This window comes from Candidatus Paceibacterota bacterium (assembly GCA_041660505.1).
In the GTDB taxonomy this organism is placed as follows: Bacteria; Patescibacteriota; Minisyncoccia; order Phycocordibacterales; family JACRKE01; genus JBAZWG01.
Genome location: JBAZWG010000001.1, coordinates 183,880 through 200,601 on the forward strand (window position 1 = coordinate 183,880; position 16,722 = coordinate 200,601).

The 16,722-nt window shown below is 49.5% G+C and carries 12 protein-coding genes, 2 tRNA genes and 1 other RNA gene; 4 read left to right on the forward strand and 11 right to left on the reverse strand.

Features of this window, described 5'->3' with window-relative positions:
- Position 1 precedes the first annotated feature (1 nt).
- The 9 genes from WC764_01080 to WC764_01120 form a co-directional block, all read right to left on the reverse strand.
- Complete coding sequence (locus tag WC764_01080) at positions 2-628, reverse strand: transposase (protein ID MFA6006303.1); 627 nt, start codon at positions 626-628, stop codon at positions 2-4.
- Positions 629-1,257: 629 nt separating this feature from the next.
- Positions 1,258-1,755 carry an AAA family ATPase gene (locus tag WC764_01085; GenBank protein ID MFA6006304.1) on the reverse strand — a complete coding sequence of 166 codons (498 nt, stop codon included), beginning with the start codon at positions 1,753-1,755 and terminating at the stop codon, positions 1,258-1,260.
- Between the two features lie 57 nt (positions 1,756-1,812).
- Positions 1,813-4,380: a tetratricopeptide repeat protein gene (locus WC764_01090; protein MFA6006305.1), complete on the reverse strand. Its 2,568-nt coding sequence runs from the start codon at positions 4,378-4,380 to the stop codon at positions 1,813-1,815.
- A gap of 151 nt (positions 4,381-4,531) precedes the next feature.
- Positions 4,532-4,881: RNase P RNA component class A (gene rnpB / locus WC764_01095), an RNA gene on the reverse strand.
- Positions 4,882-4,920: 39 nt separating this feature from the next.
- The gene (locus WC764_01100; protein MFA6006306.1) at positions 4,921-7,269 is read right to left on the reverse strand and encodes an ATP cone domain-containing protein; all 2,349 of its coding nucleotides are present in this window, start codon (positions 7,267-7,269) and stop codon (positions 4,921-4,923) included.
- 119 nt (positions 7,270-7,388) lie between these two features.
- On the reverse strand, positions 7,389-7,928 hold the full coding sequence (locus WC764_01105; GenBank protein MFA6006307.1) for a phosphatase PAP2 family protein: 540 nt from the start codon (positions 7,926-7,928) through the stop codon (positions 7,389-7,391).
- Positions 7,928-8,449: a DoxX family protein gene (locus WC764_01110; GenBank protein ID MFA6006308.1), complete on the reverse strand. Its 522-nt coding sequence runs from the start codon at positions 8,447-8,449 to the stop codon at positions 7,928-7,930. The genes WC764_01105 and WC764_01110 overlap by 1 nt, the downstream gene beginning before the upstream one ends.
- A gap of 139 nt (positions 8,450-8,588) precedes the next feature.
- On the reverse strand, positions 8,589-9,197 hold the full coding sequence (locus tag WC764_01115; protein ID MFA6006309.1) for a peptidoglycan-binding protein: 609 nt from the start codon (positions 9,195-9,197) through the stop codon (positions 8,589-8,591).
- An 89-nt stretch (positions 9,198-9,286) separates the two neighbouring features.
- Positions 9,287-9,838, reverse strand: a complete 552-nt coding sequence (locus WC764_01120) for a PAS domain-containing protein (GenBank protein MFA6006310.1) — start codon at positions 9,836-9,838, stop codon at positions 9,287-9,289.
- A 122-nt stretch (positions 9,839-9,960) separates the two neighbouring features.
- On the opposite strand from WC764_01120, the gene WC764_01125 reads away from it, so the two are divergent.
- A complete protein-coding gene (locus WC764_01125; GenBank protein MFA6006311.1) occupies positions 9,961-10,485 on the forward strand; it encodes an RNA polymerase sigma factor in 525 nt (174 codons plus the stop codon).
- Positions 10,486-10,512: 27 nt separating this feature from the next.
- Here the strand turns inward: WC764_01125 and WC764_01130 are convergent.
- Positions 10,513-10,599: transfer RNA gene (locus WC764_01130), tRNA-Ser, on the reverse strand.
- Between the two features lie 73 nt (positions 10,600-10,672).
- On the opposite strand from WC764_01130, the gene WC764_01135 reads away from it, so the two are divergent.
- The 3 genes from WC764_01135 to WC764_01145 all read left to right on the forward strand — a co-directional run bounded on the left by WC764_01135 (position 10,673) and on the right by WC764_01145 (position 11,692).
- Positions 10,673-10,761, forward strand: a tRNA-Ser gene (locus tag WC764_01135).
- 36 nt (positions 10,762-10,797) lie between these two features.
- Positions 10,798-11,286: a GAF domain-containing protein gene (locus WC764_01140; GenBank protein MFA6006312.1), complete on the forward strand. Its 489-nt coding sequence runs from the start codon at positions 10,798-10,800 to the stop codon at positions 11,284-11,286.
- Positions 11,279-11,692, forward strand: coding sequence for a RidA family protein (locus WC764_01145; protein MFA6006313.1), 414 nt, complete (start codon positions 11,279-11,281; stop codon positions 11,690-11,692). Before WC764_01140 ends, WC764_01145 begins: the two co-directional genes overlap by 8 nt.
- Here the strand turns inward: WC764_01145 and WC764_01150 are convergent.
- On the reverse strand, positions 11,689-16,716 hold the full coding sequence (locus WC764_01150) for a peptidoglycan-binding domain-containing protein (GenBank protein MFA6006314.1): 5,028 nt from the start codon (positions 16,714-16,716) through the stop codon (positions 11,689-11,691). The two genes, WC764_01145 and WC764_01150, sit on opposite strands and share 4 nt — an antisense overlap.
- Between the last annotated feature and the right edge of the window lie 6 nt (positions 16,717-16,722).

Sequence of the window (16,722 nt, forward strand, 5' to 3'; positions counted from 1 at the left end):
TCTATTTATGGTCTATGGTTATGTGGTTTATCGCCGAAAAGTCGTGCTGGCCTGTGATCCACCTGCGATAATCTTTTGGAAGTTCAGTAAAATCATTAAGAGCTTCTGCCGTAAGGATTTTATCGTACTTTTTCTGATTGCAAAAATCGTGATAGCTTGACCATCGGTACTCGCTCAAATGTTCAATCTCTCGAGGGTTTAGGTGAATATAGTCGATTACTCCGAGCAAGTATTCTTCGTCGTCAACTAACTTACTTTTAAACGGTCCTTGGAAAAGCGCTCCGCTCCTATCATTCTTTTCATTAAAGTACATTGTATACGCCGTACCCAACCTTTGCATAAATCTGCTGATTCCCCCTTCTCGACATTCATGCAGAAGCAAATGGAAATGATTGGGCATCAAACAGAATGCGACAACGTCTGCAAGTCGCTCCTTTTTCTCATCTTCTTCTGCCCTTTGAGAAAGGACTTCGAATGTATTGGGACTTTGAACTTCTGTGTCGTTTAAAACTTGGAGATACAAGAGAAATCTTTTGTAGTCTTTATCCTCCTCAAAAATAACACGCTTATCAACGCCGCGATTGTATACATGATGAAATGAATCCTCTTCAATTGGTGCGCGATCCATATCGCAATTATCTCACAGTTTCCCATTTTTTAGAAGGCCTCGCCTTCTATGAATTGATCGCTCATTGGTTCAATATGCCCTTTATTGTCTTGACATATATAGTCTTATATGCTACAATATACGGAGTAGTGTCTCAAGCCTGTTTGGGCTATCAGGGCTGAGAATCAATAATTACTGTCCTTTGCCCCTTCCTTTGGGAAGTAAGCGGACAGTCCCTCCTTGACCGATTAATCACCGACAAGGAGGACAGTATGTTTCAGAAGTGCAGGCTCTGTAAAAAGGTATATTGGACCGAGTTCCAGTTCGGCGAGCTTGACTTCGAGGGTCGAGAGTTTAACAGGTGTTACGACTGCTTGCTGCAGTTAAGCAACAATCCTGATTGGGCTCATCAGATGTCACTCGAATCAACTCCTCCGGCTGAATTCCTTCCATGCGGTCGCTGTGGCCAACTTGACGACTGGTGCCAGTGCGACTATACCGACGACACTGAAGCAGACAGCTAATCTGCTCGTACAGGAACCCCTTTGGTTAAAACCAATGCGTCAAGGGTTCCTTTTTATTTGTCCGGATAACAGACTAATCGCACATTCCCCTTTTTAAAAGGTTTAACCTTCTTTCTATGGTCGCTTTTATCTATTGATAATAGTGACTATTTCGCTCGCTGTTTCTTCCGGAGTTTGATCCGTGCTGTCGATTTTATGATTGTTGGGGAAATGAGATTCAGTTCTATACTTCTCGTTATTCTCGATGGCTGTTTTGTAATCTCTAAAGCCACTATCTCTGGTTTCTGTTAAAACTCTTTGCTTGAGAATTTCATCATCTCTCAGATAGAGAGTAAAAACTATGGTTTTATACCTTTTCAGTTGCTCTAAAAGTTTTTCCGATACTCCCCCGCCTATAATTACATTATAGTAGTCGTGTTTTGCATAGTTTTTTAACAAGAGAACTAGATTTTCAACAGTCAACTCTTCTTCTGCCTCAGAAACATTGGTCCAATCACGATTTAAGTGAAATCCTCGTATCCAATCAAAATCAATATTAACCGAGTTAAGTTTTTCTTTCAGTAGTCTGGTGAGTGTAGTTTTTCCTGTGCCCTGGGCACCACGAATGAAGATAAAGTTGTACATACTATTTCAGATGACGAGTGTCAGTCGGTGCCACTTCTAGAAGGCCTCGCCTTCTAATTATTGTGCGACGGGGGGAGATTTGCGTTTTTCTGGCGCTGGGGCTGGGGCGTTCGTTAGCGCATCACGACCGGCTTCGAGGTTGCCGAGAATGCGCTTCACGTCGGCATTGTCCGGGTTGGACTCTGCGATCTCCTTGAACTGCTGAATAGCGTCATTGGTCTTGCCGGTCTTGGCCAAGCTTAGGCCCAAGAAATACTTAGCATTTGAATAGCTCGGGTTAATCTGGACAGCGGCACCGAGCACGCTTATGGCACCGGCATAATCATGCTTCATGTACTTCAAGAATCCGAGCTGGAATAGTGCGCCGATATCCTGCGGAGCAAGCTCTGCGGCTTGTTGCGCATTCTTAATAGCGGCATCGAGATTCCCGGCATCAGCCTCTATCTGTGAGAGCAAGAAGATGGCGGCGGCGTAGTTACTCTTCTCTGCCAGCGCCTTACTGATCATCTCGCGCGCCTTGGTTTTGTCGCCCTTCGCCACTTCGAGTCTGGCCATCGTCAAGTAGATCTGGGGATTGTGAGGATTAAGCGCAAGCGCGGCTTTATATTCTGCCACTGCGCGATCATAAGCGGCCGGTAGTATAGGTACCAATGATTCGTACACGCGGCCGAACGAAAGATGATTCTGGTAATTGGCGCCGTCGGCCTTCACTGCGTTAGAACCGCTCTCAATTGCCTTTGCGAGCACAGCTTGGAACTGTTTTTGCAATTCTTCTTTCGGAACGTCGGATGTGTTCATGAGCTTGCTCATCTCCAGGACATGCAGATCGGTAAGTGAACGATAGAAGACATCGGAACCATCAAGGCTGACTGCTGTTTCTAAGTATTTAGACGTTGCCACCAAGTCGCCGCTCGTGTTGCTGACAATAAGAGCGGATTGGAAATTGGCGAGCGCTATGTATTTCTTGACCGAGAAGAATAGGAATGATACCGAGACAAGCATCAGTACAACAATGCTTAATACTCCGACGAAGCTGAAGCGCGGGCTGTTGAAGAAAGACAGTGTGAATTCACCGCTGAATTTAGTAGTGACCAGACTGCTCACAAATATACCTGTAGCGGCGAAGGCTAGCGCGAGGACTACCGTGTCAGGCACATAGACCACCGCCATTATCCACAGGAAAAGTGACGATAAGAATGATACCGAGAGCACGCCGTGCGTCAGATGATCGCCGGAAAGTTTAAAGAGTGCCTTGATACCGAAGTAAAGGTAGGACACCAAGAGGAAGAGCCAGGCAATCAATCCGAGGATTCCTGTCGTAGCGACGAAGGTCGGTATATATCCGACGCCGGCGTTGAAGTCGGTGCTCCAGAATACCGTATCGTTAACACCAGCCGGCTTATAAGTAAGCCAGTCATTAGAGAAGGTATTCGGACCGCTACCCGTCAAGGCGTGTTTGCTTAAGACCTTACCGACAACCTCAAATGTCGAGCCCCAAGCCGGACGAACCTCGAGCGAACTTATCTGATTGGCACCGAGATAACTACCTATCTGTGTATACAAGAAGAAGCAAAGTATCGAGATTAGCAACACATAAAGGGCCGGTGATGAAATAATCCCCAGCTTCTTGGAATAATAAAGAACCGCGAAGCCCAGAACAACGATTATCAGCGTGACGAGGTAGGGCGAGTAGTTATGGGCAATAAGCCACGGCATGCCGAAGGCACTAAAAAGCAAGAATACGATGAAACTTATAAGCACGGCCGGAGCCGGCTTGGCACCAAACATCTTCTGCATAGAAAGCCGATAGACAAGAAGAACTAGCGCAATAACGCCGAGCACTGCCCAAGCAACGTTGAAGTTTACGAGAAACATAAGAAGCAGTCCGACCGCCCCTCCTATATATAGGAGTCTGGGAGCATGAGACTCGATGAGTTCCAAAAGAGACATGCACACAACAACGCCTAGAGCGAAAAATGTGCCGAGGTTGTTCCACTTGCCGAGCAAGTTGTCGGTAACATTCGGCAAAAGGCCGAAGACGGTCGTCCCATGCCCGAACATCGGAACAACTCCCTGAAATGTCGGAAAAAGTCTTAGGAGTTCGAGAACCGCCAAAATCATAAAGGAGAGCATGAATACTTTCACTGCTGTCGCCAAACGTTTCCTTGATTGGAAATAGATTGCGGAAAGAAGTAGCAAGGCAACGAAGACGAACAATGCGGCAACAGTGTTGGTCTCTGTCCCTATCCCCCAGAATGTAACATTGAACATGCCGGAGGCTATCGATGATATGAGCGCGGTCAATGCAACAAGCCCGCCACCAAGCAGTATTGGGCTCTTTGGCACCGAAAGGATACCGTCCTCTAGGCGCGCGCCGAGCCAAAAAAGAAACGCCAAGCTGACACCGATAACAAGCGTTGCCTTCTTGGCGAGATCAAGCGGGACAGAAGCAAAAGGAAGAATTATGAAAGGCAGGAGGAAAATAACGGCAATGAGCAACCAACCGGCAATATTATCAAAAAGCGGAGCGTAACTGGGGCGCTTTTTCTTCGCCGAGCTTTCGTTACCACCAAGTTCGTCATTAAGGGAGGAGAGCATCTCTTTAGCCAAGAGTTCGTCATTCATAAAACAGTTTTTAGTTATTAGTTTTCCCGCCTGCCATCGTCTGGAGCTCAGGCTTTTGGCGGGCAGGTAGTTTGTAGAAATACAGTATACGTCAGTTACTTACAAAAATACAATAAACTTTGTGGAAAACAAAAGACCCCTTGCGGGGCCCCTTGGCATGCGATAAGCCGAATTCTGTTTGGATATTCATTTATCTAGGCTCTATATTACTATAGGGCTCAAGCGGCACTCTGGCCGGAACTTTAACTCCGATGTTAAGGTCTCTCCTCCTCATGGGAGGTGAGACCTTTAGCTGTCAACATCGGATGTTAAAGTTCCGGCCAGCACGGCCTTGCACTCACGTAGGAATTTTGCCGTTTCAGCCGGACTTAACCGGGTCGTTTCTGTTCTCATCCCTATGATTACTCACGACGGGCGTTACCCGCTACGCGTACCCACTAAAGGGTTAAGTGTTCGGACTTTCCTCATCCCGCCGAGGCGGGACGCGAATATCTCGCATACTTGACGCAGTATACTATAGATTGTGAGGTAATACCAGCCTTACTTCATTGCCACGGGTGCTAGGTCTATCTCGCAGACGCCGGCCACACAGGCGAGCTCGGCTTTGGATGTCGTATAGTCGTCGTATTCATACAAGACTATCTTCGAGAAGTCTATCGGTGGGAATTTCTTGGCCAGTTCTTCGTACCGCTCTTTCGTAATCTCTTCATACGGCGCGAGCTGATAAACGTGATTATTGCGCGGGAGGAATGAGAGACCGCCGATTATATCCCAATTCTCATAAACCCAAGAGCCAACTTTGAACCATTCATCGTCAGAAACAGACACGGTACAGGATGGGTTGTGCTCGGTGTAATTAAGCTTAATCATCTTCCAATACTCAAGCAGGTCGAGAGCAGAAACTTCGTTCTTTGTCACTGACCCTTCCGGCGCTTTGACGGGGAATTCGACCACGAACGTGGTCGCGGTCGCCGCATTCTGGCCCACCTCCGGATGATACGGCACGCCCAAATCGCGCATCATATGGAAGACGGGGCTGAATGATTCCACGCGGACGCGGCGGATGTAGTAAGGCGCGTGGCGCGGGTGCATGCCGGACGATGAGTCCAAGAATTGCGAGGTGTTACCGGACGGCTTGATACAAGTTATGGCAGTCGACTCATTAATACCGAAGCGTTTGGCGTATTTTTTATTCGTCTCGATGGCAGCTTCGCGCATTTTGCGCAACACCTTGGGATTCTTAAGTGCCGGACAATCGTACATGCCGGTGATGCCGACGCCAAGAAGCGCTTCTTCTTCGCAATTCTTCTTCCATTCCGGTGAGAGATATTTGAAGTCGGTAAGCATCGCCTGATAGGTGCCCAGAATAGTGGCGATCTTAGTTTTCTGTATCAAAGTCCTTTCTGTATCCTCCGGTCGAGCTGTCACTTGGGTGAGGTTACAGAACTGCTTCGACTTGAGCACAATCTCTCCGCACGGATTCATGCCGGCATAGCGATAATCTTTCTCAAACTTCTTCCATCTTCTATCCGGAAGCTGTTTCTTGAGCGAGCCTCGGTTATAAATACCGCGTTCGCCGGAGCCTGCCTTGACGAGATTAATCCACTCATCCATAAGCTCTTCCATCCCCGGCTTGTTAATATACGCCACCGAGTTATTGGCCATACTGCGCTGAGGCTCGGTAATATAAAATTGACCGTTCTTGGCTTCGCGCATTTCGAGATCATCGAGATCGGAGAGTGAGATAAGTGCCGCCCGGCGCGAACCGCCGATAACGACGCTCGTGCCAATCTTGCAGACAATATCATGAATATCAATCGGGGCCATATGCCTCCCCTGCTTTCGCAATATTTTACCCTTGACGAACTCGAGGAGCTCGCGCAATGGTTCCGGACCGGAAGCGCGGCTACCCATGGTGACAAGCCTGGCGCCCTGCGGACGAACCTTGGAGAAGTCGAACTTTACATCTTTGCCTGATGCCCAAACGTTGCAACCATGGACGAGCGCGTCGGCCCAACCCTCTTTAGAATCTCCGACCACGTGCGTCGGCAACATCTCCCCTGTCTGGGGCTCAATAATCGGGAACTGTTCGGCGGTCTGACGTTCAACAGAGAAGCCGAGGCCGGACCCGCACATCAATATATAGATAATCTCGCCGAAGTCTTGCCACTTCGTCGGTGCGATATAAGAGCAGTTGTAGGCGCAGATGTTGGTATAACGGCAAGCAGGACCGGCGCTGAATTGTAAGCGGGCGGAGCCGAGCACATCCAGCCTTAACATAGACTCGCCTATTTCTTTATATTCCGCCTCGGTCAATTTATTCTTGACCTTCTCTTTCATAAAGCTCATATAGCGCTCAACAGTCTCAACCCAAGCCTCACGGCGGCCCTTCTCGGGAATCCATTTGGAATAAGCGGTGTAATACACGTATTCTTGCAGGGGATTTTTGAAGTATTTTTTACTCTCGGCTACAAGCTTCCGAACCTCTTCCGGGACGGTACGTTGGGCTATTCTCTGTTTGGCATGACGTTCGCGGAATAAAATGTAAGACTTGGCGGTAACAACGAAGTCCATTAACATCAGTTCTTTCTCCACGATATCTTGCACGCCTTCGACTGACGGCACATAGCCTTTATCTTTCTCCACGATACCCATAAGCTCGCGGACGACGCCGGCGCACACCATCTTGGCCGCCTCCGGACTGCCCTCTTTGGTATCATTGAAGGCTCTTTGGATGGCATTGGTTATGAACTGCGGGTCGAACGGTACTATCCGGCCGTCGCGCTTCCTTATCAACTTCGGCAACTTCATACCCTTGAAACCGCCTGCGTTTTTAGCTTTCTTGTCCTGACTCTCTTTCTTCGCTTTCGCGATAGGTTTTTTGGGCATAAAATTTATAAAAATTTAGTAAAGGAGACTTCATTGTACTTACGTGCGCAACAAAAAACAGTGGAAAACTTTTTTCCCACTGCATCAGAAAACGTTCGCAAAAAGTGCGCAAGGAATTTTCAGAATTGCGCCTGCCGCGAAGCCTTTTCCCACCACTTGACAGTAATGTAAAGTACTGTGCTCGCTATAATTATACTCGCGAACACGTCGGTCAGATAATGTTCGCCAAGATATAACCTGCTTATCGGTATCAAGATAATAAAAAGCATACTGATAATGCGCACAACTCCCCGCCAAGCGCTGTTCTGAACGAACTTAGTTGCATACCAAATCAAGAATCCAAAGAAAAATACCGCGAACGCCGCGTGACCGGAAGGGAAAGATGGGTCGGTCTCAAGTACCACCGCGAGTAACTGCCTAGGGCGATTCATGAGATACTTAAGTGTGAACACAATAATCTCATTAGCCACGAGCCCCCAAACGAAATACTTGATAAGCACCTTTTGTTTACGCCATACAAGATAAAGGCAGAATAAAACAGCGAGCAAGACTACCGCCCTACTACTGCCAAAGAAAGTAACGAATTTGAATACAGAAACACCCGCATCAGAACGCAAGGCATAAAACCAGAGAGAAACCTGTTGATCTATAGAATACATTAGAGCCACAGTTTTGCCAGCCTTGGTTGTATGTAGCGATCCAAACCGATGTGGCCGACGATGCGCCAGGCTAGGATTAGGAAGATACCGAGTAAGAGTAATTCCGGATTGGTGCTGACCGTACCGGCGAAGAGATAGTTTGCATTCATGAATACTCCGAAGAACGCGGCTACGCTAGTGAATACGCCGAGGATAAGGGCGATGCCGACGAGGAGCTCGCCGTAAGCCACGAGGTACGACCAAAACTCCGGATATGGAATGACTAACGTGTTCAGAAACCATGCGTACCAGTTCGGGACATCAGGATGCAAGCCCGCCGTCTTCGTAAGTGAGACTGTTGAAAATTTGACGATGACCGTGCCCGCCCCGCTCCCAACCCACATATCACTAATAACTTTCTCCCATCCTGCGGTTATCCATGCGTATCCGACGTAAAGCCGGACGATGAGCCAGATCCAGCTACTCTGTGTGTTATGAAAGAACCATGATGCAATCGACATATCCTTCGCGATATATGACATAAACTAGTTTTCCTGCCCGACATTGCCTGCGGCTTCAGTCGCTGGCAGGCGGGTAGTTATTATATATAATCATAATAGTATACACCAAACACCCCTCATCTTTCCAGACAAGAGGTGTTTTGTTATGCACTGTGGAATCCTATTGATTCGTCACGAGCGTCTTGTGGGTCGTCCACATAATATTGCCAGAACCGTCAACCGACTCGCGAACGTAGTAGTACGCGGTGTTGGGCTGAAGTCCGGTAAGCGTGATACTGCTACCGAGATTGTAGCTATTCGTACCTACGCTGGATGCACTAGCATAGAGGAACGGCCAACCGGTACCGAACATGACACGGCTCTTGGCCGGCTCGTTCGTAGTCCACGATAATGTCGCCGAATTATTGCTCTTACTCACGTTTGTGCTACCCATGAGCGGCGCATTAGAATCAAAGGAGGAGTTGCCGTTACCAAGACCATTATTGCTGTTGATTGACGCGCGCGTAATCGGACCGACAGTGCCCGTTTGCGAGATACCGTTCGCGGCTTGGTAGCGCACAACCGCAGCTCTGGTCAATGAACCGAACGTTCCCGTAATCAAACCTTCGGGATAGATTGAGCTGTCACTGGCTAGGAAGGTCTGCAACTCTATAACTTCGGAACCGGTGGAACCAACCGAGAGATTCTGCGTAAGCGTTGACGCACTGGCCGTACCGGCAAAGAGGCCGAATATTGCGAGTGCCGCGATGAATGTTTTATTATATGTCATAAATTTTATTTAAGTTAATAACACTTTGTGCGACCTTTATTGCCTTGCCTTATTGTAAGTGATGCCGATCGAAGACCTATTCTATTACGTCATCTATTCACCGCCTTAAGCTCGTTGACCTCGTTTTCCAGTTTGATTATGTATTTTTCCAACTTATGAACTCTTTCGTTAAGCTTCAACTCCAGCTGCTTGGCATGGCCGGCCAGAGTCTCCGCAACCACCATCATGTCGGTAATATCTTCCATCGCCAGTAAGATTATCGGCGGTAATTGTTCGGAAACGTTATCTTCTTTGAAGTGGATCTGTCTGGCGTTCAAGATCATGACCTTGCGCCCGATGAAGGGAAATTCGTGCGTCACTTCGAAGCCCTTAAAGAAAGTGTTCTTCGGCAAAATATCTTCGAGCAACTTGCGCAGAGCCGGGATATCCCACTGGTGATTCCCGAGCTCATATATCACCTGGCCTTCGGTATCCTTATGCTCGACCTGGAAGGTTCGGTAGAACGGCTCGTTGGCAACCATTACGCGCAAATCTTTATCGAGTATCAAAACCGGTTCACGGACCACATCCACGACTGTCTTGATATACGTCCAGCTCTTTTCCCACAGATGCTCGACGAATTCTTTGTCATTTGTTTTCATACAGATATTGCCGTTATCGGTGATACATTATTACAAGTCGAGTAGCTATTCCTGTGATGCGGTGCTACACTTGAGTAACAATAGACGTGTAATATTACACTTACGCGTTCGTCTTCAATAATATGAATGCCAAGCAAGAAACAGCTAGCAATAGCACTCTGACGTCGGCCCACCACGATTTCGAAAAAGGGCTTAATTCCTATGCCTTTTTTAAGGTTAGCGACCATGCGACCGGCGAGGATCTAGTGCAAGATACATTCCTAAAAACCTGGCGCTATCTGGTCAAGGGAGGCAAGATAGAAGTAATGAAAGCCTTTCTCTATCATGTTCTAAATAACCTTATCGTTGATCAATATCGCAAACGCAAAACTGCGTCGTTGGACGTGTTGCTCGAAAAAGGTTTCGAGCCTGTCGCGACCGCAAGCACGAGCGAATCTTCTCGTCTTTTGAATATCCTTGACGGTCGAGCGGCAATGCTCCTTATCGCTCGCCTGCCCGAAGCTTACCGAAAAGTCATGCGCATGAAGTATGTCCAAGATCTTTCGCTTAAAGAAATGTCGCGCATCACCGGTCAGACAAAAAACGCGTTGGCCGTACAACTGCACCGCGGTCTGGCCAAACTCAAAATTTTGTACCGCCACAAATGAGCTTTCGGCGACCCAAGTTTCAATCTGCGGATCGGGTGGGATTCGAACCCACGAGACTATTGCTAGTCTGGCAGTTTAGTAAACTGCTGCCTTCAACCACTCGGCCACCGATCCTTGCGAATTACCAGACTATCACATTTACCGGCTAGAAAAAAGGTGGAAATAATGCTAGATTTATCAAGTATTTGGAGCCGTGGTGGAGTGGTCTAACATACCTCTTTGCTAAAGAGGCGGCCGGGTAAAACTGGCCCGCGAGTTCGAATCTCGCCGGCTCCGTTTGTAAAATTTTATTAATCTTTATATAATACGTTCATGCAATCAGCACCATTGCCGGAAAACGAGGAAGAGCGATTAAAGAAGGTTATTGAGCTCGGCATATTAGATACCGAACCGGAGGAGAGGTTCGACGCTATTACACGCGACGCGATCAAGGCGTTCGACGTTCCTATTTCGACTATCACTATAATGGATTCGAATCGCGAGTGGTATAAATCCTGCCAAGGAGTGGATGTAAAGGAGATGCCGCGAGAAGTCTCATTCTGCGCTCATGCCATGCTGGCGAAGGACACCTTCATTGTCGAAGACACTCTGCTCGATGACCGCTTCAAGGATAATCCGATGGTGACAGGCAAACCGTACATCCGCTTCTATGCCGGTGTCGCTCTAAAGAAAGACGGCCTGACCGTCGGCGTCTTCTGTATCAAAGATACTAAACCAAGAAAGCTGACTGTAGAAGATGTCGCTAGGCTTATTGTCTTTGCCGAACGTGCCGAAGCCGAGTTGAATAAGAAAAATGCCTAAAACACTTCTTAACCCTCCCGGGTTCCCGGGTGCTACCAGCGCTTTCTCTCACGGCGTCAAGATAGACTTGAACGACGCGGAGATAATATTCGTCACCGGTCAGGTGGCGATAGACGAGCAAGGCAATGTGCTCTTTGCCGACAGTATCGCGAAGCAAACAGAATTTGTTTTCGAGAATATAAAGAAAATTCTGGCCGAAGGCGGAGCCTTGCTTGATGATATAGTGAAAGTGACTATTTACTTAACCCATCTGCACGCCGCAACATTCGCCGAGGTTGCCGCCGTGCGTAATAGATATCTCGCTAATGCAAAAGCCGCGAGCACTCTTGTAGGAGTGGCAAAGCTGGCCAAAGACGCCTGCCACGTCGAGATTGACGCAATAGCGGTGAAGAAAAAGATTATCTAGTTGCCGAACACTGTTACGAGCATAGCGCGCGTCGCAGGACCGACGACTCCGTATCCGATCGCTCCCCTTTTCGCGATACCATACTTCTCTTGGAATTTCTGGACAGCTTGAAGTGTCAGATTGCCGAAGTAGCCGGTGACTTGTCCATTCTTATATATAGACTTATCTTGAGCCAATAGTCTCTGGAGCAGAGTAACACTGCTACCTCTAGAACCAATGACCAACACAGAGTTGATGCTTGAAGCGCCCTTAATAGTTGCGGGTACTCGAACTTGTGTTTGTGCTCTTTTAGAAATTACGGGGTGGAGAAAAATGAAACTGTCTGCCGGCGTAACTGTGGGTACTACTTTCTCCATCACCTTAGGCTTAGCATCACTAAACAATCCCATCACCCAGCCGTAGATAGGGCCGTTGTTGCTAGCGAGACGGACCACCTCAGGCACGGCTGTTAATGTGCCGAAGGTCGTGAAGTGGTAAGTTAAGACTTTCGTCTGCAGGCCATTACTGATACCGCATTCGCCGAACGGTGTCGGATCTGTCGGAGAGGAATATGTACCGGCGCAAGTTGAGAGCGTCTGCCAAGTGTCTGAGCCGGCCATCTTGAATACCATTGTCTTAACAGTGTCGAATGTGAGAGTAACTGCTTTGTCAAATATGAGAGTAACATCGGCTGAACCGATCTGTATAGCATCGCCGACCAAAAAACCGGATGGCGAAGTGCCAGCACTACTACCCGTAATGGGCGGGGTTATTTTGCCGTCCCAGTCGGTGGGGCCCATTATGGACGTGGCATCAGGGATAGACAAACTTGTGCCGGAGACTGCCGAACCGGTAATGACTACTGGAGAGCCAGTCGTACCGGAATTAAGAGTGAAGCCGGTGCCGACTGTGACAGTCTTATCCGCAATCGTTTGGGGTTGAGTCAAGTCGACAGAGACAAGCGAACCGCTCGTGAATGCGCCAAGCGGCAAGATTGAACCATTAAGAGTTAAGTTGCCACCAGAGATTGATGACAGACTAGTGGACGCAGACAACGGGGAGGATTCGGAAAGGACCAGTGTTGTAATAGAACTCGGCATGGTGACACCGCCAGAAGAAGTTCCTTCGAACACGACCGGTTCACTGCCACCGGTTACGGTGGTACCGCTCGTCGTCAGGGATTTGAAGTTTCTTGTGGCAGAAGTGTTAACGTTACCGGCAAGGTCGTTGCAGGTGACAGTCAAAGTATGAGCTGTGCCTGTTATGCCGGTAATTGCGCTAGCAGTATGAGTGGTTCCTCCGGTCGTGGCGAAGGCAACCGAGTCCGCGCCATCGTATGAATATGTGCAGGTTGCCGCTTCATTGGTTGTGACTTGCGGGGTAGTTGAAGTGGCAATCATAGAACCTTCTGTCGGAGTCGTGATGCTGATCGTAGGAGTAGACTTATCGAAGGTGACGCCAGAGCCGGAAGTGATAGCCGTCACCGCAGAAGCGGCGTTGCCAACGATATCTGTCGGAGTGATACTAAACTGTATCACCTGTTGGGTGTCGCCGGATATCATCGTGGTCGAGGCCGTCCATGACGTACCGGAGCCTGTAATATTCGCACTGCGGCTGGCAATAAGAACAGTAGGAGTTGTAATGCTTTCGTTGGCAGTAAATGTTAAGGTGACGATATCGTTCGTTGTGGCTCTGGAGGCGGTCGTATTGTTGTTCGAGGCGATCGTGACAGGAGAAAGCGTCGGGGCAGATTTATCGAAGGTTACATTGGAACCGGAAGTGACAGCGAGCGCGGTCGTGCCGACATTCCCCGCCAAGTCAACCGGTGTAATGGCAAAGCTAATGGCGCTTTCGGTATCGCCGGTCTCCATCGTCTGCGTGGCGCTCCAGGATGAATTCGAACCTGATACACTGGCCGCTCTGCCAGCGATGGTTACCGTTGGCGTCTTGATATTCTCATCTGTTGTAAATATGAGCGTCACAATATTGGCCACCTTCGCAAGTGTGTTGGTCGTGTTGTTGGAAGATATCGTGACGGTTGACACTGCCGGTGGGGTTTTGTCGAAGCGAACATTAGAGCCCGACGTGATGGCGGTGACGGCGATGCCGGAGTTGCCTGCCATATCAATAGGTGTTGCCGAGAACGTAACTGTGCCGTTCGTGTCCCCCGTCTCCATCGTGGTCGAGGCTGTCCACGACGTGCCAGAGCCAAGGACAGTTGCAGGGCGACCGAAGATTGTGACAGTCGGCGTGGCGATGGCTTCAGAACTTGTGAACGTAAGGGTCACAATATCAGCGACTTTTGCGAGCGTGTTAGTAGTATTGTTAGAAGATATAGTAACAGGCGAGAGGGTCGGTACGGTTTTGTCAAATACGACATTCAGACCTGTTGTGATGGCGGTAACAGCCGAGCCTTCGTTCCCCGCCGCATCTGTCGGCGTGATGGAAAATGCCACGGCCGTTTCGCTATCGCCGGACTGCATCGTCGTCGAGGCCGTCCACGTCGTACCCGAACCGAGTACAGTTGCGCTCCTGCCGGCAATGGTTACCACCGGCGTTCGCAAACTCTCGTCTGCCGTGAATGCGAGGGTAACGACATTATCTGTTTTCGCCAGAGTCGTCGATGAATTGGATGATGAGATAGTAACAGTTGGCACGGTTGGAACTGTTTTATCAAAAGTGACAGCCGAGCCGTTGGACGTTGCCGTGACGGGCGTGGCCTCATTCCCTAACGTATCCGTGGCTGTCACCGAGAAGGTAACCACTGCTTCAGTATCTCCTGCTTGCATCGTGGTCGAGGCTTGCCATGTCGTGCCGGAGCCGGTGATGTTCGCACCTCTACCATCGATGGTTACAACGGGAGTTTGAATGGATTTATTTGCTGTGAACGAGAGTGTAACGATGTCGTCTGTCTTTGCGCGCGTAGTGCTTGAGTTATTAGACGTAATTGTTATTGGCGCGAGCACTGGCGCGGACTTGTCCATCGTAACGCTTGATGAATTGGTTGTGCTTGTGACAGCAGAAGCAACATTGCCAGCCGTATCTGTCGCGGTGATGCTGAACGGTATTGCAATTTCCGGATCGTCAGCCGTCATTGTGGTCGAGGCCGTCCAAGACGTGCCGGAGCCGGTGATGTTCGCACCTCTGCCGGCGATAGTAACAGTAGGGGAAACTATCGCTTCGTTCGCGACGATTGTAAGCGTAACAATACTGCCGATGCCGGCCTTAGTGGTATCAGAATTGTTTGAAGCTATCGTAACTGTGTCGAGCGTGGGGGGATTGAAGTCGGCATCGGCAGTGGCAGCAGCTGCACCAGTAGAACCATTGTGACTGCCACCGCTAGTACCGCTACCGCCTGCGGCCGCGACACTCCCGCTCCACGAACCACCACTTGAATAATGAACTGCAACTATTCCTCCCCCGCCACCACCGCTAACATTATTAGTCGTGCCCGCACCGCCGGTCGCCGTTATACTGCCAGAACCTGCGAGAGTATTTGTGTATATATAGACACCACCGCCAGCACCACCTCCGCCAGTTTGTGAAAATTGGCCACTTGTACCATCAGAACCATTTGCGACTATAGTGCCGTTAAGTGTAAAACTGCCTGTTGCCAAAATTGAAAGATGGCCACCGCCCGCGCCACCGCTTGCGTATCCGCCGACTTCACTTCCCGCACCTCCGGAGCCCATGTCTGTAGGGTGAGTCGCGGTATCGTAAGCGACACCTCCGCCGGCCCCATTGCCACCGTCTCCCCCTCTGCCGCCATGGCCACCTCCGTCACCTTGGACAGTCACTCCCACTCCTCCTCCGCCGGGTCCGTTGCCTATTTGCGTGGGACTCCCTCCGGTATACCCCTTACCTGAGATGCTAATGGATCCGCCAGAATCAATTGTAACGTCTGTAATTGTCCAATCTATGTAATTTGTTTTGGCTGTGGTATTCGTCTTGTGAGTCATTAGACCGCTCGATTTTATCGTGAGAGCATCAAGGGTAATAGTGTTATCAGCGAAGCCAGTACCAACATTAGAAGATACTCCGTTGTTAGCAACAAAAATTTCACCATATGTCTCTGCGGCTGATTTTGTAAAAATAGTTCCGGCTCCGGCATCCTGACCTCCGCTGTAATGAGTACCGCCGTATGCTTTAACGTAAGTGTCAAAGTTGGACGACGTAAACATGTTGTTCGTGGTGTAACGAATTGCAATTCTGCCACCCCCACCACCACCGCTAGAGTTGTTCGAGCTACCCACACCTCCGTTTGCGGTGATAGTCCCCGCACCGTTCAGAGTCCCTGTGTTTATTAAAATACTTCCGCCCGCGCCACCACCACCGGTTTGAGAAAACTGACCACCTACCGCATTGGAACCATTCGCCGAAATCGTTCCGCCGATTGTTGCCGTACCCGAAATTGTAAGGCTAATAAGACCACCTCCTGTGCCACCGCTTGCATAACCTCCAACACCACTTCCGGAACCGCCCGATCCCATATCTGTCGGTGTAGAGGCAGAATCATAGACCGTACCTCCGGCACCACCATCTCCCTTACCGCCAAATCCTCCATGGCCACCACCGTTGCCCTGGATGTCTGCGCCTCCTACGCCGCCGCCGGGGCCGGAACCGGAAGTCAAGCCGCCACCGCCCGCATAACCCAAACCGGCCGCAGTGAGAGTGCCGTTGATGGTCGTGCTCGCGGCGGTAATATTTACACTGCCGTAACTAGCGCCGTCATACGCTTTGACAGAAACCGTGCCGGAAGGAATTGAGAACCCTGCTATCCCGCAGTGAGCGCCGGCGATAGCGATTCCCGCCGTGCCGTCCAAGTCCCACGTGTCGCCATTGGTTGGTGTCCAGTCCTGGTCTACGCCATCTACGGCGTGATCATTCGCACATGTGTCGGCCTTACTTATAAAAGGGGTTAGTGCGAATTTATGGATAGCGACGGCAACAACAGCCACCGCCAAGACGTGGACAAAAATATGGAATGCCGGACACCTTTCCGCATCAATAAAGTGGCGCGACAGCGTTGTTGGATATTTCGCCATATATTA